We start from the raw sequence: 22,439 nt of genomic DNA, 5'->3' as shown, positions 1-22,439 counted from the left end.
AAAATTTTAATTCCGCTCGCCCGCCGAATTTCAAAATTTTATATCAACGCCCATATTTCATAGCTTTTTACTATCTATTTATAACGTTATTCTATTTGACTTACCTTTAAATTCGAGTTATCATTTCTTTTAAATATACACTTTCAATTAAAGGAGTTGCAAATGCAAGACGTATCAAGACGTAGTTTTTTAAAGATTAGCGCGGTGGGTGCGGGGGCACTTGCGCTGGGGGCTAGTAGCGCGACTGCAGCGCAAAACGCCAAGGATGTCAAATTTGACGAGGAATACGATATCGTCATCATCGGCACCGGTTTTGCGGGACTTGCTGCGGCGATTAAAGCTAGCGGGCGCGGTAAAAAGGTGCTGGTGCTTGAAAAGATGGGTCGCGCGGGCGGAAATTCCGTCATCAACGGCGGAAATATGGCTGCTCCGATGAATAAATTTCAAGTCGCACAAGGTATCAAAGATAGTAAGGAGCTTTTTATCGCCGATGCCGTAAAAGACGGACTCGGGCTCAATCATACCGATCTTTTGGGCGTGATGTTTGATCGCAGCAACGATGCGGTGGATCTTTTAACTAGCTGCGGAGCGGAATTTAGCGATAAGCTGATATTTGAGAGCGGCCATAGCGTCGCAAGAAGCTTACAATCGACCAACGGCTCAGGCTCGGGCTACATCCAGCCGATGATGGGTAAACTTCAAAACGATCCTAACGTCACGATCAAGACCCGCACGAAATTTGACGATTTTATCGTGGATGATAGCGGCCGCGTCGTGGGTGTAGAAGCTCGCGAGGAGTATAAATTTGATCCGAAACTTTTTAGCGACGATTTGGAAAATAAAAGCGGCGAGAAAAAGAGCTATAAAGCCAAAGACGGCGTTTTGCTAGCTTCGGGCGGATACGGACGCGATCTATGGTATCGCCAGATCCAAGATCCGCGCGTAGTGCCTAGCATAGATAGCACCAACCATCCGGGAAGCTCGGCGGGAGCGATGCTAGCGGCAAATAGAATCGGCGCATTTACGCTTCTTACGTCGTGGATTCAGTTCCTTCCATATTGCTCGCCAGATGAGAAGGGCTTCGGCGCTGCGGTAAATTTTACTAATCACTGCTGCAACACCTACGGTCTTACCGTCGATCCAAAGACGGGCAAGCGCTTTATGGACGAGCACGCAGGACGCAAGATTAAGGCAGACGCTTGCTTTAAGGTTATCGCCGAGAGCGAGAAAAACGACAACTATCCGGTAAACGTCTGCGACTCTCAAGCCGTCGCCGCGCGTAACCCAGTCTATACCTCAAGGCCTCTAGAAGCGGGCGTCGTGAAAAAATTTAACACTCTAGAGGAGCTTGCGAAGGCTTACAATCTGCCGCTGGAGCCGTTTTTAAAGACCGTCGCGGATTATAACTCTTACGTCAAAGCGGGCAAAGATCCGGAATTCGGCAAGGTTGTCGATAAACTGGACGGCATCGACGTTTCCAAGCCACCGTTTTACGCAAGCCGCACGATGCCGAAGGTGCACCATACGATGGGCGGACTTGAGATCAACACCAAAGCTCAGGTCATCTCTAGCCTTACTCACGAGCCGATCCCGGGGCTTTGGGCTGCGGGCGAGGTAACCGGCGGCGTGCACGGCGCAAGTAGGCTCGGAACCTACGCGATACTTGATTGTATGGTTTTCGGAATGATCGCTGGCGAAACAATCGGGGCTTAAATTTAGCGCCCGCGAAATTTCGGCGCGAAGCGGTTGTCAACGCGCGTTTTGTTAAATTTCGGCGCGAAGTAGCGGTGCGTGCTTTGCGCCGAAATACTGTGCGAGTCTTTAAAATTTTCGAGACAAAGCCGCAAAGCGTGCCGTAGAATTTCAAAGCGTTTTAAAATTTAAAGCACTTAAAATTCTGCCGCGCGTCTTTTAAATTTGAATACCGCGCACTTTAAAATTTTATAGCGGCGGCAAAATTTCGCACAGGCGGCGAGCAAATCCGTGCGCCGTAAATTTTAAAATTTACGCCTAGCCTTCGGCTAGCGGAGCGGAATTTATTCGCTTTAAATTTGCGCTTTTAAAATTTTCTTTTCTAAATTTTTAAAATTCTATCACTAAGTCTTTACGTTAAATTTCGCTACGTGGGTGTATAATCTATAAAATTTCAACGCAAGGAGCAAAAAATGCAAGAAATTTCAAGACGAAATTTTATTAAAATCGGCGCGGCGGGAGCTCTGGCTTTGGCTGCAAGCAGCGCTAGTGCAACGCAAAACGCTAAGGACGTAAAATTTGACGAAGAATATGACGTTGTCGTTATCGGTAGCGGTTTTGCAGGCTCGATGGCGACACTTCAGGCTCTTAAGCGCGGCAAAAAGGTACTTATGATCGAAAAGATGGGTCGTGCGGGCGGAAATTCCGTCATTAACGCCGGCAATATGGCGGTGCCAAATAACGAATTCCAAAAAGCCGCGGGCATCACGGATAGCAAGGAGGCTTTCATCGCAGATTGCCTAAAAGACGGGCTAAATTTAAATCATATAGATTTGCTAGGCGTCATCTACGACCGTGCAGGCGACGCTTTTGAATACCTAAAAAGCATCGGAGTGGAGTTTTCGGGCAAGGTGATATCTGCTAGCGGACACTCGCTAAAGCGCGCCGTACAGGCCAAAAATGCTAGCGGCTCGGGCTACATCCAGCCGATGCATAAGGCGATCGAGGAAAATGCAAATGCTGTAATCAAGAAGCGTACTAAATTTGATGATTTTGTCGTGGATGACAGCGGTCGCGTCGTAGGCGTAAAGTGTCGCGAAGAATATAAGTTCGATCCGCAGCTTGCTAGCGATGATAGGGAAAACAAAAGTGGCGAAGTAAAATTTTTTAAAGCCAAAGATGGCGTCATTTTGGCTGCGGGCGGATACAGTTCGGATAAGTGGTTTCGCGCGCAGCAGGTGCCGTATCTAAAAGACAATATCGAAACCGTAAGCCAACCCGGTGCTACCGCAGGTACGCTTATCGCGGCGATGAAGCTAGGTGCGAATCCTTTGCAACTCAGCTGGATTCAACTAAATCCTTATACTAATCCTAGCGAGAAGGGATTTGGTACTTCTGCGCTATTTTCAAATCACTGCGCTAACGACTATGGTCTAACCGTCGATCCAAAGACGGGCAAACGCTTTATGAACGAGCACGCCGGGCGCAAGATCAAAACCGAAGCGATATTTAAATGCATGGCGGAGAGCGAAAATAACGACAACTACCCCGTAAATATCTGCGATCAAGCCGCAGTTGATGCAAATAATCCGGTCTATACGTCAAAAGGTGTAGAAGCAGGCTCAATTAAAAAATTTAATACCTTGGAAGAGCTTGCAAAATTTTATAAAATTCCGCTGGAGCCGTTTTTAAAAACCATCGCGGATTTTAACGGCTATGTCAAAGCAGGAAGTGACCCGGAGTTTGGCAAGCCTTTGACAAAAGCCGACGTAAGCGGTATCGACGTATCAAAAGCTCCATTTTATGCGTGCCAAACAAGCCCGAAAATTCTTTACTGCATGGGCGGCGTGCAGATCAATACCAAAGCCCAGGTTATCGACGCAGCTAGCGGCGAGCCGATCGCAGGGCTATACGCTGCGGGCGAAATCACCGGTGGCGTTCACGGCGCAAGTAGACTCGGTACTATGAGCATGGCTGATTGTATGGTTTTTGGCATGGTGGCGGCAGAAAATATCTGAATTGATTTTGCTTTTTTAGGGCGCGACGGCATATTTAAATTTCGCCGTCACGTCTAAATTTTAAAATTTTATGCAATGCAAAAGAAGCGTAAAATTCTATTTATTCGGTAAGGGTTAAATTTTACCGAAATTCGCATAGTTTGGGAGACGCGTATGATAGCGATCTATTTTAGCGCCACGGGCAACACGAAGCATTGCGCGAGTAGGCTCATCGCTCATCTTGGCGGCGTCTGCGTCTCGATCGAGAGCGAGGCCTGCGGCGAGCTTTTAAAGCACCACAACGACGTCATTTTGGCATATCCCGTCTATTTTAGCGACCTACCGCGTATCGTGCGCGACTTCCTCTACCGAAACGGCGCGAGCTTTAGCGGCAAAAACGTATTCATCCTCGCTACGATGGAGATTTTCAGCGGCGACGGGGCAGGGTGCGCGGCTAGAGTTTTAAAACAATTCGGCGCAAACATAACGGGCGGCGCTCATATCAAAATGCCCGCGTTCATCCTAGACGTGGCGATTTTTGGCTACTCGCAAGCGAAAAACGAGCGCATAATCAAAGAGGCGGACGCTAAAGTCAGACGCGTTGCGGAGGCGCTTGGCGCAAATCGTCCGCCGCAAGAGGGGCTGGGCGCGCTCTGTCGTATCGCAGGGTTTTTAGGACAGCGACTTTGGATGAAAATTTGGGATAAAAGCCCCTTTGCCAAGCGCAAGCCGAGCCTCGATCCATCGCGATGCAGCGGATGCGGGGCCTGCGTCAAACCCTGCCCGATGCAAAACATAAAGCTCGCTTGCAAAAAGGCGCAATTCGGCGATGAGTGCACGCTTTGCTACAGGTGCGTAAATATATGCGAACGCAGAGCGATTACGATCCTAGGCAGGGCGAAAAATTTAGGAAATTCCATCCCTGCGGACTTGTGAGGGCGAGCTCATACCATGCAAGCTCGCAATTAAATGCGTAAAAACGGGCGAGGAAATTTTACTTTTTGATAGCACTGCGTACGGCTAAGGCGCGACGTTTTGCGACGAATATGGCGCAGAAAAGTAGCCCGTAGCTATATAGTGAAATTTAATCTACCGCCGTGCAAGACCCGCGTAAAATTTGGCTACAGAAATCACTACGACGACTAAATGGACGGATACGAGACCGACGAGCGCGGTAGGGTCATACTAATAAACGGCGGGGCTGCCTCATGGGACGAGGTAAGGCAAACGGCTTTGATTATATCGCCGTAAGCTACGAGGACGAAGCAGGCAAAAAGACAAAATTTCGCTTATGTAGGCGGTCTTAAATCTCAGTCTGTCTTTTTTGCTCCGTATTTAAATTTTACTTGGTCGCTAGATACTCCTAAATTTAAATTCTTTAGAACCGAATGTGGCGTCTTAGAATTTTAGCAAAGGTTTATCCTGTAATACTGCGTCGTGAAATTTCAGCGAAGGCTTATTTTGCCGCATATCTCAAAATTCTTAAATTACCCGCGCCGGCCTACTTAAGCTCTAAAGCGCTTGCCTTATCACTTCGCCCAAGGCAAAATGCTGCGCCTTGCCTTATTAATTTGCCGCGGAATTTCTCGGTAAAACTAAATTTTAAAATTTGACCCATTTAAATTTAAAAGCGCACGACTATCGCAAAAATCATCCGATATTATTGGCGACGCCGGCCTAATTAAAATTACACCATCGCCCCTATATACGGCTATAGTCGTTAAATTTTAAGCAACAATAGGCGATAAAATTTTAAGAATTTCGCCGCCCAGCATTTCTTTGCGCCACCAAGCCCACAAAACCGCCTAAACCTTCTTAAACTTTACGCTAAATTTGCTTCCGCGTTCTACTTCGCTACGTAGTAAAATCTGCGCATTATGGATCTTTGCGATTTGTGAGGCGATGGCTAGCCCGAGCCCTGCGCCGCTATTTTGCTCGCGATTTCTGGAACGCTCGATTTGATAGAGCTTGTCCCAAATTTTAGTTTGCAAAGCAGGCTCTATGCCCTCTCCATCGTCGCTTATGCTAAGTTCGCACGCGTCTGCGCTCGCGCAAAGCTCTAAAACGACGCTGCTGCGCGTAAATTTTAAAGCATTGCTTAAAAGATTGTTAATCAGCCTGGTCAAAAGCAGCTCATCGCCGTTTACGCGCACGCCCTCGGCTATCTGCGAGCTAAAGCTTAGCCCTTTTTGTGCGCACAAAAGTTGAAAGTCTTGCGCACACTCGCTTGCGATTTTGTTTAAGCTTACGGGTGCCAAACACACGCCGCGCTGCAAGCGGGCAAGCTCTAAAATTTGCTCTATTAGCGCCGAAATTTTACGCGCTTGATTATTGATGACCGCGAAACTCTCCTTTGCCTCGCTCGCGTCTTGTTCGTAGGCTAGGGCGTAGTCGCTTTGAGCCAGTATGACGGCAGCAGGCGTACGCAGCTCATGCGAAATGTCGGCGCTTAGCTGCCGCTCGCGCTCAAACGCGCTTTGCAGCGATGCTAGCATTTCATTAAACGTAGCCGCGAGCGCGCTTAGCTCATCCTTGCCTCGCGGTAGTTCTATTCGCCGCGTAAAATCGCCGCTAGCTCCGATCTCGCTAGCTGTACGCGACATAGTGCGCACGGGCTTAAACGCTCTTTTTATGATCGCGTAGCCGCCGTAGATGACGAGCACTACAAATAGCGGCGATAGGATAAGAGCGATTAGCATCACGCGCTTCATCGCAAGCTCAAACTCGCTAACTGCGATGACGCCGCGTATCCATGCGCTGCGTCCTTTGATCTGCGCGTCATAATAGAAAAACTCATCGTCGTCAAGCTCCACCTCGCGCGCGCCTTGACGCGAGAGCGGCAACGCAGGATCGAAGCCTTTAGGCACAAACCCCGCGATCACGCCGCTTTGTCCGTCATGTTCGTAGAAAAATACACCGTCATCAAAGCTTTTAAATTTTCCCTCGCGCGCGGCTTTTTGCACTAGATGGGCAAGCTTTTTTTGGCTGACGGAGCTTCCTGATACTTCGTCTAAAATATAGCCGCAAATGCCGATAATAGCGCCTGCAAGCGCCAAAATAAATACACTGTAATAAAGCGTCACGCGTAGGCTGATAGGTAGCGCGCGTGAGCTAAAATTTTCTTTAGCAGTTGAGAATGCAAGGACTAAGGCTTGAGTTAAATTTCTTATCGCGATTTTAGACACGAAATTTTGTCCTTGATTTTGCGCGAGAACGCTATTAGAATTTTGCGCTAGATCAGGCGTTGCGCTTGTAGCAGAAAAATTTGGCGCGGAATTTGATGCCGGATTTTGCGTGGAATTCCGTTTAAAATTTGACGCCCGGCTTTGAGTAGAATTTAGAGCCCGGTTTAACTCGATATTTTGCGTGGGATTTTTCTTGTGGCTTTTCTTTAAACACGCAAAATTATGCGTAAAATTCTGTTTAAAATTTCGCACGAATTTTAATATGAAAAGCGCCGTAGTGACAAAAATCTGCTTCGCAATCGCCGAAATTTTAATCCAAATCTTGCTATTTTGCCACGACATAGCCAAGCCCTCGCTTCGTTTCTATTATATCGCCGTGCTCGCCTAGCTTTTTGCGGATATTTTTGATTAAAACATCGATAACATTTGAGCTTGCTTCGTCGCTAAAATCCCAAATGCTCTCGCCGATTTGTTCGCGGCTTAAAATCGCACCGCGATTTAGCATTAAAAGCTCTAAAATTCTATATTCCTTACCCGTTAGCTCCACCACCTCGCCCGCGCAGACGACCGATTTTTTGCTTAAATTTAGGCGCACTTGCCTTATGATAATTTCGTTATCCGCAGTAGCGTTTTTACGCCTGATAATTGCGCGAAGTCGCGCCAAAAGCTCACGAAAATCAAAGGGCTTAACCATATAATCGTCTGCGCCCAGATCAAGCCCTGCGATGATATCTTCTTTGGCGTCCCGCGCAGTTAAAAATAAAACCGGCGTTCCAAGTCCGCGCGCCCGCGCCGCCTTCAAAAACTCAAAGCCGTCCATCACGGGCATCATCGCATCAAGCACGATAGCGTCATATTTCGCGACATCCAAAAACTCTAGCGCTTCCTTGCCGCAAAAGGCGCAATCTACGCTGTAGCCGTCCTTTTTCAGACATTTTGCGATGATTTGATTTAGATCTTTTTCATCCTCGACAAGTAAAATTTTCAAAGCGTTCCTTTAAAATTTTGCTAATTCTAATCCGCCATTTTAGCCAAAAACGCATAAATTTTGCGGCGCCTTGGATGTGTAAACCCGCTCGCTTTATGCACCGTCAAATTTCAGTAGCGTTGGGAGCTGCGCTAATTCGCAGACGCCTTTTGTCTAGCTCTAATCTCGTTTGCCTTTTTATCCGCTACGCTTCCTAACCGCCCTAAAAAATTTAGGGCACCTGCTGCGATATTTAACGCAAAAAGCCCAAATCCTACGCAGCCAAGCTTGAAATTTTGCTTAGCGATTTCGCGTTTGCAGCGGCTGCAAAGCACCGGCTTGCAAGAATTACAAGCCTCCGCGCAGCTTGCTGCGCTGGCAGAATCTCGCGCGCTTGCTAAATTACTTGTATCAGAAAAATTTTGTGTATCGGCGAAATTTTGCTCGCTAGCGAAATTTTGCGCACTTGATAAGTCTTGCGTCTGCGAAGAATTCCGCTCGCCCTCACAATCTTTCGCATCTACAAAATTCTTTTGCTTTTCGCAACATTCCACGCTAGAAAAATCTTTAGAATTTTGCTCGCAGGACGCGAGATTCCGCTCGCTTGTTTCACTTGCTAAATTTACCGAAAAATCTTGCGCATTTTCATCTAAATTTTTAGCCGCGCCTGCATTTTGGGCATCATAAATTATAGCATCAACGTTTTCATTTATGCTAAAATCCCTAGTGTCCAAAGCCTCACTAGTTTGGGCGGAGTTATCTGCTCCACCCTTTAAGCTTTGATTTTTCATCTCGCACCTTTGCTTATTTTTGACACTGCAAGATCTGCACGCCCGTAGCGGCGTCGATTAGCACCTCTTTTTTGCTCATGCCTTGGCGTAGTTTGACTTCGTATGCAGGCTTACCGCCGTTGCTTTCTAAGTCAACCTCGCGAAAATCCCAGCCGGCGTTTGCGCTAAGTGCTTTGGCGCGAGCGTCTGCGGCACTGATTTTGACCTGCGAATAATCAATTTTACTAGGCTTTAGCTTCTTTTGCGTTTGAGTTTTTAAAATTTCGCCGCTTTGAGCGTCGATTTTGATCTCGCTTTCGCTACCTTCTTTATACGACTCGATCTCATAGACGAGCCTTCCGTGCTCATCGTCGATTTCTACGCTTTTTATAGTCGCGTCACCAAAGTTTTGTTGCGCGATCCCTATTGCTTGATCGAATGAAACTTTAGCGTCTTTTTCGCTAAAACTTCCTGCGTTTAATGCGCCCGCAAGGGCGAATGTAGTGGCGAGTGCGCCTAAAGCTTTAAGATTTTTCATCTTTAATCCTTTTGATTTGATTTCCAAATTTATTTTGGATGGCGCAATTTTAAAATTCCAAGATGAAGCTAAGATGAATACGCGAAGAATTTTAAAATTTCACAAAAATTTTGCTGCGATTTGTGAGATACGAAGCGCGGAATTTCCGAGCATTTACCAAAACGCCGTAAAATTTCAACTTGAAATTTTATCTCAAGGAACGCTTCGTGCCTAGCTTTTTCAAAAATCCGTCGCAGCAGAAGCTTATTTTTCTAAGCTCGCTTGCTTTTGTGGCATTTTTTAACTTCTCTTTTTTCAAAAATATCATAAATGCATACGGAATCTCGGGGCTAAATTTTATCTATCTTGTCTGCGACGTGGCGGCTTTGATCGCTTTTTTGACGCTATTTTTTACGATTTTTAGCTCGCGTTATACGACCAAGCCGATTTTGATGATCTGTTTTTTTATTTCGTCGTTTACAGCGTATTTTATGGATAGCTATAACGTCGTAATCGATTCTGAGATGATACGTAACGCAGCCCAGACGAACTTTGCCGAGTCCGCGGATCTTTTCAGTCTGCGACTGGCGATTTATGTGCTGGTGCTGGGCGTCTTACCTTGCGTGCTGATTGCTCGCTCGCGCGTTAGCTACCGTCCGCTTAAATTTGAAATTTTAGCTAAACTCAAAACAGCGGGCATTTGCATAATAATCATTGCGGCCCTGCTTTTTGGATTTAGCAAATACTACGCGTCGTTTTTCAGAGAGCATAAAATTTTACGCAGCTACGCAAATCCCGGATATTGGATCTACAGCGGCGTTAAATTTGTCGCAAAATCCAAAAAGCAAGGCTCGCAGCCTCTGATGCAAATCGCTACGGACGCGCATATCGATAAAAATTCCACAAGCCCAAAAAAGCTCGTCGTCGTAGTCGTGGGTGAAGCGGCGAGAGCGGATAGATTTTCGCTAAACGGCTACGAGCGAGATACTAATCCGCTGCTAGCTAAAGAGCAGGGTGTCGTAAGCCTAAGCAATACCCATTCTTGCGGCACTTCGACGGCGCAAAGCGTGCCGTGCATGTTTTCGCTGTTAAATCGCGATGAATTTAGTGTCGAAAAGGCCGCAGAGGAGCAAAACGTATTAGACATACTAAACCGCGCTGATGACATGGCGATTTTGTGGCGCGATAACAATTCCGATTCCAAAGGTGTGGCGCTGCGCGTGAAATATCAGGATTTTAAAATTCCGCAAAATAATCCAATCTGCGACGTAGAGTGCAGGGATGAGGGGATGCTTGCAGGGCTTGATAAATTTGTCGCCGAAAACGCGGGCAAAGACGTGTTAATCGTGCTGCATCAGATGGGCAATCACGGGCCTGCGTATTTTAAGCGCTATAAGAAAGAATTTGAAAAATTTAGCCCCGTTTGCCGCGATAACGAGCTTGAAAACTGCTCGCAGCAAGAAATTTCAAACGCCTATGATAACGCGATTTTATACACGGATTATTTTTTAAGTAGGGTTATAAATTTTTTAAAACCGTATTCTAAGACGCACGAAACGGCGATGATCTATATGAGCGATCACGGCGAGAGCCTCGGCGAGGGCGGCGTTTATCTGCACGGTATGCCCTATCTTTTCGCTCCAGAGGCGCAAAAGCATATCGGCGCTATCGTTTGGTTAGGTGAGGGAAAAATGCGCGAAAGATATGATCTAAGTGCGCTTAAATCGCACAAGGATGACGCTTTTTCGCACGATAATCTTTTTCACACGCTGCTTGGAATTTTTGAAGTAGATACTAAGGTGTATAACAAGGATTTGGATATTTTAAATGGAGTGAAAAATTAGAATTTCGCGCTAAATTCCGTCGTAAATTGTAAGTGAAATTTTAGCAATAAAAAATTCTATTGGCAAAATTCTAATTTAAGCTTAGTTTGAAATTTTATCCCAAGTTTGAGCAAAATCTGCTCTAAAAATTTTTATGCAAAAGCTAAAAGAGAGGCAAAGTGCTGCAAAAACTCAATCTATCATTTATCGTTGCGAGCTATGAATTTTAAATTTCATTAGAAATTTTACGTGCAGTTTTGATAAATGCCTGCGCTAGATGGTTTAGACGTTTGCCTTTTTTGTAGGCAATTATCAGCGTATTATCGAGCTCACGCGCGCCTACATCAAAGAGCTTTATCCTGCTCGCCTTATCCTCTTTTATCATCTGCGGTATGCTAAAGCACGCTCCTGCGCCGCTTGCGACGATAGCATTGGCGATATCAAAAGTCTCCGTGCGACACAACACTTTCGGCGCAAATCCCGCAGCAGCAAAAAATGCATCTATCTGCTCGGCGCTTCTTAGGCTTTGATTAGGCAGGATGAATCTTTCCTCTTTTAAGCGCGAAATGTCAATTTTAGGAACAGATTCGTTTTTAAACTCAAGCGAGAGCGGATGGGTGGAGCTTAGAGCGACATAGGTTTTTTGCGTTAGAATTTTAACCCCGTCAAGTCCGCTCATATCAATGGGCAGTATCAGCATACCGACATCAAGATCGCCCTGAAGTAGCATTTCACGAATGCTAAGCGCAGAAGAAAACTGCGTGATTTGCAGATCCGAATCCTTAAATTTCTTGCAAAACATCGGCAGTAGCGACGGCAGTAGATTATAGCCGTTTTGCGAAAAACCGATGCGAATTTTATCATTTTTTACGCCGCTTATTTCAGAAATATCGCTTTTTAGGTCGTTTATGGCGTCAAAAATGACTTTGGCTTTACTAGCGTAAATTTTTCCCGCGCGCGTAAGCGAAATGGGATTACTCGTGCGGTTAAAAAGCTGCGTTCCAAGCTCACGTTCCAGCGATAAAATGCTCTGCGATAGCGACGGCTGCGGGATTTTAAGTGCTTCGGCAGCCTTAGTAAAGCTGCGGAATTCTGCTACTTTTAATACTAGCTCCATGCGATGCAAATTCATTTAGCCTCTCCAATTGATAATCTAATTCTTATGAAATGATACACTAAATAATATTTGACTTATGTTAAAAATGAAACTAAAATTACGTTTTTAGTTTAGAACTTTAAACTTAAGCTAAGAATTTCTCAAATGGAGAGGAAAATGAGCGAATCAAATTTTAACAGACGCGATTTCTTAAAATCCGCCTGTATCAGCGTCGGCGCGCTTAGCCTTAGCGGCTGCGTGGATACCGACAAGAGTAAAAGCGCAGACGGCGGCAACGAAGGCGGCCTTCCTAGTGTGGACGTACTCGTTATCGGCTCGGGAGGCGCGGGTTTGCGCGCAGCCGTAGCGGTAAGAAAGAGTAATCCAAATCTCAGCGTAGTCGTGGCTACGAAGATGATGCCTTCGCGCAACGCTACCTGTATGGCAGAAGGCGGTATCAACGGCGTTACGAGTTTCAGTGGCGGCGATTCATACAAACTTCACGCCTACGATACCGTAAAGGGTGGCGCATATCTCGTAGATCAGGACGCCGCGATTAAATTTTGCGAACTCGCGGGTCCTACGATTGCCGAGATGGATTACATCGGCACGCTATTTTCAAGAAACGCCAGCGGCGGCGTGGACGGCAAAGAAAGCGGCGTCCCGGGCGGCGTAGCGCAACGCTTCATGGGCGGCGCGTCTAAAAAACGATGCAACTACTCCGCCGATAAGACGGGTCATATCTTGATGCACGCCTGTTTTGACGATGCGGTCAGCAACGGCGTGAAATTTCTAATCGATCACGAGCTGCTTGAGATCAGCGCGCCTGAGGGCAAATGCGAGGGCGTCGTGCTTCGAAATATCCAAACCGGCGATTTTTATCCGGTGCTTTGCAAAGCCTTGGTAATCGCTACGGGCGGATATACGAGGATGTTTTACAACCGCACCTCGGTACCTTATATCGCCACCGGTGACGGTATCGCGGCGGCACTGCGCGCAGGTCTTGGATTTAGCGATCCCGAGATGGTGCAGTTTCATCCCACAGGCATCAAAAGCGGCGGCGCGCTCATTACCGAAGCTGCGCGCGGCGAGGGCGGATATCTGCTCAATAACAAAGGCGAGCGCTTTATGAAAAATTACCACGAAAAGATGGAGCTTGCGCCGCGCGATGTCGTAGCTCGCGCAATCGAAACCGAGATTCGCGAGGGCAGGGGCTACGGCGAGGGGCTCGGCGCATACGTGCTACTTGACGTAAGACATCTCGGAAAAGATAAAATTTTAAAAGCCCTTCCTAAAATTAGACACACCGCTATTTTATTTGAGGGCATCGATCTGATCGAGGAGCCGATTCCGATTCGTCCTACTGCACACTACTCGATGGGCGGCATTGAAGTCACAAAATTTGACGATATGAGCACTAAAATTTCAGGGCTTTATACCGCGGGCGAAGCGTCTTGTATCTCGATTCACGGCGCAAACCGCTTAGGCGGAAATTCTTTAACCGACGCCGTTGTAACGGGCAAGCTTGCAGGGCTCGGCGCAGCGGATTATGCTGCAAAACAAAGCGGTTTTGGTGACGGTAAAAGAGCGAGCGAGCTCGCGCAAAAATGGCAGGCTAAATTTAAGCAGATCGCAAACGGCTCGGGCAAGGCAAACGAGATGTATGAGTTACGCGAAGAGCTAGGCGCGCAGCTTTGGGACAATATGGGCATCTTTAGAACAGGCGAGAAGCTCGATCTGCTTTCGCAAAATTTAGAGGGCATTAAAGCGCGCTACGACGAGCTGCACGTTGCGGATGCAAATCCGGTTATGAATACCGCATTTACCGACTATGTTGAGCTTGGAAATTTGATCCTGCTTGCGCGCTGTGCGTGTTTGGCTGCGCAAAAGAGGCTGGAAAGCCGCGGCGCGCATACCAGAGAGGATTATCCGAAGCGCGACGATAAAAATTTCTTAAAGCACAGTATCGTGACGATGAACGACGCAGGCGAGCTAAGCTTGGGCTACAAAGAGGTCGTCGTTACGGAATTCTCTCTTGACGGAAGGAAACCCCAATGAAATTTATCATAGACCGCTTCGATGGAAGCAAAAATTATAAGCAAGCCTACGAGCTTAGTTTGGAGCAGATCAAAGGAAAGACCCTGCTTGGAGTTTTGCAGTTTATTAAGCAAAATTTAGACATCACTTTAAATTTTACCGCAGCGTGCCGTATGGCGATATGTGGAGCCTGTGCCGTGAGGGTAAACGGGCACTCATATCTCGCCTGCGATACCAAGATGGAGGCTTTGCTTGCGGAGTATGAAAACCCCGATAGCTTTACGATCTCGCCGCTAAATAATTTCCGAGTGATTTCGGATCTGGTGGTGGACTGGGAGCCTAGTATCGAGAATTTAAGAAAGATCAAACCGACCATTACGCCTAAGAAAGAATTTAGCGCCGATAAGGGCTGTAAGCAAAGCCCAGAGCAGATGGAGCGCGTCAAAAAGCAGTGGGATTGCATCCTTTGCGGATGTTGCGCTAGCGAATGCAATAAGCTTGGAGCCGATGCGAGCGATTATATGCAGCCCTTTGTTTTTACCCATGCTAACCGCGCCGCATTTGATTCAAGAAGCAAGGACGCTATGCCTCATCTAAAGCCTGCGGTACTAAACGGATTATGGCTATGCGTGCACTGCCAAGAGTGCGCCGATCGCTGCCCTAAAGGTATAAGCGCTCAAAGCGATATCACCGCACTTCGCGCCCTAGCGATGAAAAAGGGCTTAACCGCAGGAAGCGGTCCTGGTCATGCCGAGGCGTTCCTACTAGATATCGTAGAGGGAAGCGGAAGGCTAAACGAGATCAAGCTTGCTTTGAGAAGCGAAGGCGTATTTGCAAATATGGGTAAGATGGACGTAGCGGCAAATTTAATGGCTGCGGGCAAGATGAATCCTTTGCACGTATTCGGAGGCGAGGAGATCGAGGGTCATGCAGGGCTCGTTAAGATGATAGAGACCGCACGCAAGGCTCAAGCTAGCGGCGAGATAGAATAAGGAGGAGAGGATGAATAACGAATTTGCATTTTTCCCGGGTTGCGTTTTAAGTCAAGCCGCAAAGGAGTCTAAAATTTCACTTGAAGCGATCGCTCCGGTGCTGGGTATTAAACTTCATGAGATAAAAGGCTGGAGCTGCTGCGGGGCTAGTCAAGCTCAATGCGTCGATCCTATGGCAAGCCTAGTAGCCAATGCCAGAAACATCGCGCTAGCCGAGGGTATGAAGATGCCTCTGCTAACTACATGCTCCACCTGTATGCTAACTCTAACCAAGGCTAAACTTACTCTAGATAAGGGAGCAAAAAGCTATATCAATACCTTTTTAAAAGAGGGCGGTATGCAGTATCAGGGAAGCACCGAGATTACGAGTCTGCTTTGGGTGCTATATCAAAGCTTAGATACATTAAAAGCTAAAGTCGTTAGACCGCTAACAAATTTAAAAGTAGCGCTATTTTACGGCTGCCACTCATTAAGACCGGAGCGCGAGCTTAAGAAAGAGAGCTCGACCAATCCGAAAAGCTTTGAAGCGGTAGTTAGCGCACTTGGTGCTCAGATAGTGCCTTTTGAAAAACGCCTTGATTGCTGCGGCTTTCACGCTAGCTATCCAGCGGTAAAATCGGTATCTAAAATGTCAAGCGAGATCGTAAATGACGCTGCCGAGCATGGAGCAGACGTCGTAGTTACGCCTTGTCCGCTATGCCAGATGCAGCTTGATATCTATCAGGAGCGATACCAAGAAGCGATGAACTCCAAGGCAAGAAAGCCGATCATCCACCTATCTCAGCTGGTAGGTCTTGCTCTTGGGCTAAGCAACGAGCAGCTTGGACTAAACATCAATATCCAAGATGCAACGAGATTGGTAAGCTGATCTTTGGAAATTTTCTAAAATTTAACGGATGATTTTGCAAAAATACTTCGCTGTGGCGCACAAATAGTGCGCCCGCTAGTATCGCACAAAATCATCCAACCTATGCCTACTTTATCCTAAAATACTTTTCGCAGCTATAAAATTCTTGGATAAAATTTCATTGCCTCGTAAATTTTAATGCTTCATAAAATTTAATGCTTTCTCCGCTGTAATTTAAAGTTTCGCCCGCAGCGCTAAATTTTAATCCGCCTTTTATTTTTAAATTTAAAACCAATTAGACAACGAATAAATATAAAATTTTAATTAAATCTAACGAAATTTAAGGTGCATGAATTCTAAATTTTGATAGAATGCCATTTAAAAGTATCCTAAATTTCAGGAGGACGATATGGTTGATTTGGCTCAAATTTCGGCTAGACTTGATGCCGTTGAGCGTTTGCCGCGAATAAAAACGGAGGAAAGCATACAAGAAAGGCTTAAAAGCAAGGGTTTTTCGCGCCGCGATTTTATGAAATGGAGCGGAGCGATGACCGCGATGCTAGGGCTTCCAGCCGCATTTGCGCCTAGCGTGGCTCGAGCTGCGGAGCTTGCTGATCGCTTGCCGGTGATCTGGCTTCATATGGCGGAGTGCACGGGCTGTAGCGAGAGCTTACTTCGCACCGATACGCCTACTATCGACAGCCTCATATTCGATTACATCAGCCTAGAATACCACGAGACGATAATGGCTGCCGCAGGCTGGCAAGCCGAGGAAAATTTAGAGGGCGCGATCGAAAAATACAAGGGGCGCTATATCTTGATGGTAGAGGGTGGAATTCCAAGCGGCGAGAATGAATTTTTCCTAACCGTGGGTCCTGAGGGCAAGAGCGGAGCTCAGCACTGCAAGCACGCTGCCGAAGGAGCTGCGGCGATATTTGCGATCGGCACCTGTTCGAGCTTCGGCGGTATCCAAGCCGCAGCTCCGAATCCGACCGGCGCAGTAGGTCTAGAAAAGATCATAAGTAAGCCTGTCGTCAACATCCCGGGCTGTCCGCCTAGCGAAAAAAATATCGTCGGCAATGTGCTAAATTTTATCCTTTTCGGCACGCTTCCGAGCTTGGACGTTTATAACAGGCCTAAATGGGCTTACGGGCTGCGAATACATGATCTGTGCGAGCGCCGCGGACATTTCGATGCGGGCGAGTTTGTAGAAAGCTTCGGCGATGCGGGCGCGAAGGACGGATACTGCCTTTATAAAGTAGGCTGCAAGGGTCCTTACACGTTTAACAACTGCTCGCGCGAGCGTTTCAACTCCCACACTAGCTGGCCGGTACAGGCGGGTCACGGCTGCATAGGCTGCTCAGAGCCTGATTTTTGGGATCATATGGGACCTTTTGAAGAGCCTTTGGCGGATCGTCTTTACGAAAGCGTTTTTGGCGGGCTCGGCGCTGATGCTACCGCAGATAAAATAGGTGTCGGAATTTTAGCGATCACGGGTGTTGCGGTAGCGGCACACGCGGCGATTGCGTCATTTAAGAAAGATAAAGGGGAATAATCATGTCGCAAAGAATCGTAATAGATCCGATAACCAGAATAGAGGGACATTTAAGAATAGAGGTCGTAGTGGATGATGAAAACGTCGTCCGCGAGGCTTATAGTAGCTCGACGCTATGGCGCGGACTTGAGACTATAGTAAAAAACAGAGATCCGCGCGACGCGGGATTTTTTATGCAAAGAATTTGCGGCGTCTGCACCTTCTCGCACTACAAAGCGGGTATCGTCGCGGTAGAAAACGCTCTCGGCATAACTCCGCCGCTAAATGCCTTGCTAACGCGCACGCTGATGGCTAACGCGCTGTTTTTGCACGATCATCCGGTGCATTTTTATCAACTCCACGGGCTTGATTTCGTAGATGTAGTAAGCGCGCTTAGCGCTGATCCTAAAAAAGCAAGCGAGGAGGCGTTTAAATACTGCGACACCCCTTATGCGTGCGGTGCGGATAAGCTAAAAGAGGTGCAAGATCGCGTGGGCGCTTTTGTTAAAAAAGGCGCTTTGGGGCCTTTTGCCAATGCCTACTTCGGCCATCCTACATACAAGCTTAGCCCGGAGCAAAATTTGATCGCTCTTTCGCACTATCTTGAGTGTTTGCGCATTCAGCGCACGGCGGCTCAGATGATGGCGATATTTGGTGCGAAGCAGCCTCATCCGCAAAGCCTTACCGTAGGCGGCGTCACCTGTGTAATGGATATCCTAAGTCCTGCGAGACTGGGCGAATATATGTCTAAATTTAAAGAGGTCGCAGACTTCGTAAATCGCGCCTATTATCCTGATCTAGTAATGGTTGCGAAGGCTTACGGCAACGAGCCTAGCGTGCTAAATGATATCGGCGTGGCAAATTTATGGACTCATCAAGAATTTCAGCTTTCAAAGAACGAATGGCTATTTCAAAGCGGCATGATTATGAACGGCGATATTAGCAAGGTTTTAGAGCTCGATGAGAACAAGATTACCGAGGAGGCAACGCATGCGTGGTATAAAAACGATGCGGCGCTTCATCCTTACGACGGCGAGCAGGAGCCGAATTATACGGGTCTTCAGGACGGGCAGAGCATCGACGCGCACGGCAAAGAAGCGCATACGAAGGTGCTCGATACCCAGGGCAAATACACCTGGATCAAGGCTCCGCGATACGACGGCAAGCCGCTTCAGGTAGGACCGCTTGCAAATATCGTGGTAAATTATGCTAAGAAAAACGAGCGCGTAGTAAAGGTCGTGGATCAATTCCTAAAAGACGCCGGCTTGCCGCTTGAGGCGGTATTTTCGACGCTTGGACGAACGGCGTGCCGTATGATTGAGGCTAAAGTCGTAGCCGACAACGGACTGATTGCGCTAGAAAATTTGATCGCAAACATCAAAAGCGGCGATACGCAGACCTGCGCAAAATATGTAATTGATAACTCCAAAGAGTACAAAGGTCGCTATATCGGTCATGTGCCGCGTGGCGCACTTAGCCACTGGTGCAGGATCGAAAAGGGCGTTATCAAAAACTGGCAGGCGGTCGTGCCGTCTACTTGGAACGCCACGCCGAAGGATAAGGACGGCGCTATGGGCGCTTATGAATCCTGCTTGATCGGACTTAAGCTTGCCGATCTTTCCAAGCCGCTAGAGATCATCCGCCGCATCCATTCATTCGATCCTTGCATAGCCTGCGCCGTGCACGTAATGGACGCTAAAGGGGCGGAGCTTGGCTGCTATAGGGTAGATCCCAGCAAAGGATAGATCATGAAAAAAAGATTTGCGGAATACGAGTTCTCAATCGGTCTTAGGCTCACGCACTGGCTGCGTGCGCTTTGCATTACGATTTTGGTGATTACCGGATATTACATCGCCTTTGTTTTCACCGCGCCCGAGGTGAGTCCCGAGCCGGTGCTTTTTATGCAGGCTAAATTTAGATTCGTGCATCTGATCTTCGGCTTTGCGATGATTGGCGCGGCGATCTTTAAAACTTATCTTTTCTTCTTCGATAAAAAGAGCAGAAAAGAGCTTTTAAGCATCAAGGATTTTTTTAGCCCGCGTGTCTGGATCGCTCAGATCAAATACTATATCTTTTTGGGCGAGCACCCGCATCTTCGCGGCGTTTATAACCCGCTGCAGTTCATCTCCTATCTGGGCTTTTATCTAGTGCTGTTCGTAATCTGCCTAACTGGAATGATTCTATACGTTCACGTCTATCACGAGGGGTTAGGCGGTGCGCTATACGGGCTCTTGCGCCCGCTGGAAGCTGCGATGGGCGGTCTAAGCGAGGTGCGAATGATTCACCATCTTTGCATGAATATCATCATAATCTTCGTGCCGATCCACGTCTATATGGCGGTCTTTAACGCCGTCAAGGGCAGGGATGGCGCGATGGATGCGATCGTAAGCGGCTATAAATTTAAAAAGGAAGAGCACGCTTGAGGGTGCTGGTACTGGGTATCGGCAACGTCATCTACGCGGACGAGGGCATAGGCGTGCACTTCGTCCGCGCGCTCGCGCAGAACTATAAATTTTATCCTAAAGCCGCCGCACGAAATTCTATGGCGAGCGAGGATTTCGCGGCGCAGAATTTCATGCAAAATTCCGCCCAAGTCTCTGCGATACAAAATTCTACCTCGCAAAATTCCATAGAGCGCAACTCCTTGCAAAATTTTGCAGATGAGAATTCTATCTTTAAGCAAAATTTCGCGACAGCGAATTTAGACCGAAATTCTACTTCAGAAAATTCCGCAAAGCAGAATTTCGCTTCAAATTCTACTTCGCAGAATTCCGCCATAAATTCCGCAGCGCAAAGCTCTATCAATGCGAACCTCGTTGCCAAAAATCTCGCCGTGCCGAGCGATAGTGCGGATCAGATCAGCTTTATCGACGGCGGGACGCTGGCTAGCTTTTTGATGCCTACGATGGCGGAATTTGATGAAATTTTGCTCGTAGATTGCATAAACGCGGATGGCGCAAAGGGCGGCGAGGTGTATTTTTTCGACTACAACGCGATGCCTAAGCAGATCAGCTGGAGTGGTTCGGCGCACGAGGTCGAAATGCTTCAAACCCTGCAAATGATGGATCTTTGCGGCGATCTGCCTCACGTTAAAATTCTAGCGGTCGTGCCGCAGCGCATCGAGGAGGCGAGCTTTAAGCTAAGTTCCGTGATTTTAGAGTCCTCAAAAATCATGGAAAAAACGGCGCTTAAGTACCTATCGGATCTTGGTTTTGCGCATGAAAAAATCGCCGATCTTAGCGCCCAAGATATCGCGGATCGATTTGCAAAAAGGGGGCGAGATGATAGTAGCATATGAGTTTAACTACCTTAATGAAAACGCGCTGATAGCGCACTTCTTGCTGTTTTATGCTCGCAAAAGCGTACTTGAGTTTTGCCTAAAAAAAGAGGTGAGCTTAATAAGCCTTTTCGTGCGCGGCGGCGAGGATGAAATTTTAAAATTTAGCGACGAAGCGATGCCGCTAATTCCAAACTCCATATTTTTGGCAAAATCCTCCGTGCGCGTGGTAGACGAGGGCGGCGCCGAAGCGAAAGCGCTGAAATTTAACTGCACGTTTAAAGATGCCTCTTCGAGCGATTTAAATAAATTTTTCGAGGATGAAATTTCAAACGCGGCTAGTCAGGCTAAATTTAATAATTTCACTCCGCGAGTGATGAAGGAATACCTCGCTCACGCCGAGCTGTCTCAAAATGAATTCGGAATAATAAGCGGTGCTAGCGTGCTTTATGAGGGAAAATTTGAAGCGGTATGCAGGGAGAATTTCGCCGGCTTACTGGAGTTTTGCCGCATAAACTTATTTCATGCTCAGCAGGTGCAGATTAAGCGCGGCGACGCAATTTTCACGCTCAAGGCGGACGTGGATTTTAGCGCCGATTTTCTGATTGCTGCAGGAGTGAGCGCGTTGGATGGGATTTTTGTGAGCGATGAAAAGAGCAAAATCGCGCTCGCAGCCTTCGAAAAGCCGCTCATAAGCCTAAAAACCAATGCGATCTTTAGAAAAAATCACGAGAGCGCGCCTAAATTTTTTGACGTAAAGCTTGCGGGTGGCATATTCGTGTTTGCGCTGGTGCGCGCTTTGGCAAGCGATGGGATCTATTTTTTAAGCGCAAAATGCGAAAATGCGGCGCAAAAAGATAAAATTTTTAAAGTCGCGCCGCTTCAAAACGGCTTTTTGATCGTGCAAAACGAGGATTTTTTAAGCGACAGCGCAAGCTCTTATCTGAAAAACTCAAACGACAAAAACTCCGCTCTTTTTGCGCTTACGTGCCGCGAAAAAGGGATTTTCAACGACTCCAAAAAACGCGTTTTGCGCTGCTTTTTGGGAGTGGGCGCGGACGACGAGATCGCAATTTATGGCGAAAGCTCTAAAAAAATTCTACTTAAATTTAATCTGCCGCGCAGTTTTGACGAACTTAAGGCTCAAATTTGCGCGGATGAGACGGGCGCGAAGCTGCTTGAAAATTTCAGCTCCAAATTTAACGTAAACGCCGCAAAAATCGATGAAATTTTAAAAAGCGCAAACGCGGGATTTCACACCATCTTTAGCATCGCCGCGCAGCTTATCTGGGGGCGCGATGCGGCGTTTTTGATAGCGAGCGCGGAGGATTTTGCGGGCGGTAAAGGGGTACGACTCGATTTTTGCACCGATGAGCGCGGCTGCGTGCAAGCGGATAAAATTTTGCGCTCGGCGATGAGCTATGCGCTCGCAGGCGCCAATGAAAAGCTGTTTGCGTTCGGATTTTTTGATAGTTTAGGCTATTTTTTAAGCGATCTGGCGGATGAGCGCAAAGAGGATTTTGACGTTTTGATCTTCGGCGGAGCGATGTTTAGCGGGCGCAAATTTGCGGATTTGATGCTTAAGCTTTGCAAAAATTTTGACGCGAGCTTTAGCGACAGCTTCGCGCTTCAAGCTCGATAGATCGGGTGTATATGCTAATTTTTAGCAAAGCTTCAAAGCTATATTCTCGAAACAGCAAGTCGA

At 47.3% G+C, this 22,439-nt stretch carries 18 protein-coding genes; 13 read left to right on the top strand and 5 right to left on the bottom strand.

The window, feature by feature from the left end; genetic code table 11:
- Window positions 1-162 precede the first annotated feature (162 nt).
- From CGRAC_RS06045 to CGRAC_RS06035, 3 genes are all read left to right on the top strand, one after another.
- A complete protein-coding gene (locus CGRAC_RS06045) occupies window positions 163-1,713 on the top strand; it encodes a flavocytochrome c (protein WP_005870408.1) in 1,551 nt (516 codons plus the stop codon).
- Window positions 1,714-2,165: 452 nt separating this feature from the next.
- Window positions 2,166-3,710, top strand: coding sequence for a flavocytochrome c (locus CGRAC_RS06040; protein ID WP_005870411.1), 1,545 nt, complete (start codon window positions 2,166-2,168; stop codon window positions 3,708-3,710).
- Window positions 3,711-3,863: 153 nt separating this feature from the next.
- Window positions 3,864-4,625, top strand: a complete 762-nt coding sequence (locus CGRAC_RS06035; RefSeq protein ID WP_005870413.1) for an EFR1 family ferrodoxin — start codon at window positions 3,864-3,866, stop codon at window positions 4,623-4,625.
- A gap of 869 nt (window positions 4,626-5,494) precedes the next feature.
- On the opposite strand, the gene CGRAC_RS06030 is transcribed toward CGRAC_RS06035, so the two are convergent.
- From CGRAC_RS06030 to CGRAC_RS06015, 4 genes are all read right to left on the bottom strand, one after another.
- Window positions 5,495-7,216 carry a sensor histidine kinase gene (locus CGRAC_RS06030; protein ID WP_005870416.1) on the bottom strand — a complete coding sequence of 574 codons (1,722 nt, stop codon included), beginning with the start codon at window positions 7,214-7,216 and terminating at the stop codon, window positions 5,495-5,497.
- Window positions 7,200-7,862, bottom strand: coding sequence for a response regulator transcription factor (locus CGRAC_RS06025; RefSeq protein WP_005870417.1), 663 nt, complete (start codon window positions 7,860-7,862; stop codon window positions 7,200-7,202). Before CGRAC_RS06025 ends, CGRAC_RS06030 begins: the two co-directional genes overlap by 17 nt.
- Before the next feature lie 131 nt (window positions 7,863-7,993).
- Window positions 7,994-8,632, bottom strand: a complete 639-nt coding sequence (locus tag CGRAC_RS06020) for a hypothetical protein (protein ID WP_005870418.1) — start codon at window positions 8,630-8,632, stop codon at window positions 7,994-7,996.
- A gap of 13 nt (window positions 8,633-8,645) precedes the next feature.
- A complete protein-coding gene (locus CGRAC_RS06015) occupies window positions 8,646-9,149 on the bottom strand; it encodes a PepSY domain-containing protein (protein WP_005870419.1) in 504 nt (167 codons plus the stop codon).
- Window positions 9,150-9,222: 73 nt separating this feature from the next.
- On the opposite strand from CGRAC_RS06015, the gene CGRAC_RS12310 reads away from it, so the two are divergent.
- On the top strand, window positions 9,223-9,363 hold the full coding sequence (locus tag CGRAC_RS12310) for a hypothetical protein (protein ID WP_157753349.1): 141 nt from the start codon (window positions 9,223-9,225) through the stop codon (window positions 9,361-9,363).
- Entirely contained in the window at window positions 9,356-10,972 is a 1,617-nt protein-coding gene (locus CGRAC_RS06005) for a phosphoethanolamine transferase (protein WP_050346325.1), read from the top strand. Before CGRAC_RS12310 ends, CGRAC_RS06005 begins: the two co-directional genes overlap by 8 nt.
- Before the next feature lie 205 nt (window positions 10,973-11,177).
- On the opposite strand, the gene CGRAC_RS06000 is transcribed toward CGRAC_RS06005, so the two are convergent.
- Complete coding sequence (locus CGRAC_RS06000) at window positions 11,178-12,068, bottom strand: LysR family transcriptional regulator (protein WP_169748465.1); 891 nt, start codon at window positions 12,066-12,068, stop codon at window positions 11,178-11,180.
- 156 nt (window positions 12,069-12,224) lie between these two features.
- Between CGRAC_RS06000 and sdhA the strand changes: the two genes are divergently transcribed.
- From sdhA to CGRAC_RS05960, 8 genes are all read left to right on the top strand, one after another.
- Window positions 12,225-14,105 carry an 8-methylmenaquinol:fumarate reductase flavoprotein subunit gene (sdhA, locus tag CGRAC_RS05995; protein ID WP_040303681.1) on the top strand — a complete coding sequence of 627 codons (1,881 nt, stop codon included), beginning with the start codon at window positions 12,225-12,227 and terminating at the stop codon, window positions 14,103-14,105.
- Window positions 14,102-15,076 carry an 8-methylmenaquinol:fumarate reductase iron-sulfur subunit gene (gene sdhB, locus CGRAC_RS05990; RefSeq protein WP_005870432.1) on the top strand — a complete coding sequence of 325 codons (975 nt, stop codon included), beginning with the start codon at window positions 14,102-14,104 and terminating at the stop codon, window positions 15,074-15,076. The genes sdhA and sdhB overlap by 4 nt, the downstream gene beginning before the upstream one ends.
- Before the next feature lie 10 nt (window positions 15,077-15,086).
- Complete coding sequence (gene sdhE / locus CGRAC_RS05985; RefSeq protein WP_005870434.1) at window positions 15,087-15,944, top strand: 8-methylmenaquinol:fumarate reductase membrane anchor subunit; 858 nt, start codon at window positions 15,087-15,089, stop codon at window positions 15,942-15,944.
- Between the two features lie 388 nt (window positions 15,945-16,332).
- Entirely contained in the window at window positions 16,333-17,478 is a 1,146-nt protein-coding gene (locus CGRAC_RS05980; RefSeq protein WP_005870437.1) for a hydrogenase small subunit, read from the top strand.
- Window positions 17,479-17,480: 2 nt separating this feature from the next.
- Entirely contained in the window at window positions 17,481-19,202 is a 1,722-nt protein-coding gene (locus CGRAC_RS05975) for a nickel-dependent hydrogenase large subunit (protein WP_005870439.1), read from the top strand.
- A 3-nt stretch (window positions 19,203-19,205) separates the two neighbouring features.
- Entirely contained in the window at window positions 19,206-19,880 is a 675-nt protein-coding gene (cybH, locus tag CGRAC_RS05970; protein WP_005870440.1) for a Ni/Fe-hydrogenase, b-type cytochrome subunit, read from the top strand.
- A 2-nt stretch (window positions 19,881-19,882) separates the two neighbouring features.
- A complete protein-coding gene (locus CGRAC_RS05965; RefSeq protein ID WP_407637300.1) occupies window positions 19,883-20,755 on the top strand; it encodes a hydrogenase maturation protease in 873 nt (290 codons plus the stop codon).
- A complete protein-coding gene (locus tag CGRAC_RS05960) occupies window positions 20,739-22,376 on the top strand; it encodes a hypothetical protein (RefSeq protein WP_040303685.1) in 1,638 nt (545 codons plus the stop codon). The genes CGRAC_RS05965 and CGRAC_RS05960 overlap by 17 nt, the downstream gene beginning before the upstream one ends.
- Window positions 22,377-22,439 lie beyond the last annotated feature (63 nt).

Origin of the sequence: Campylobacter gracilis, assembly GCF_001190745.1 — a bacterium.
GTDB classification, from domain to species: Bacteria; Campylobacterota; Campylobacteria; order Campylobacterales; family Campylobacteraceae; genus Campylobacter_B; species Campylobacter_B gracilis.
Note: the sequence above shows the minus strand (reverse complement) of the source record. Positions and strands in the feature narration are given on the sequence as shown.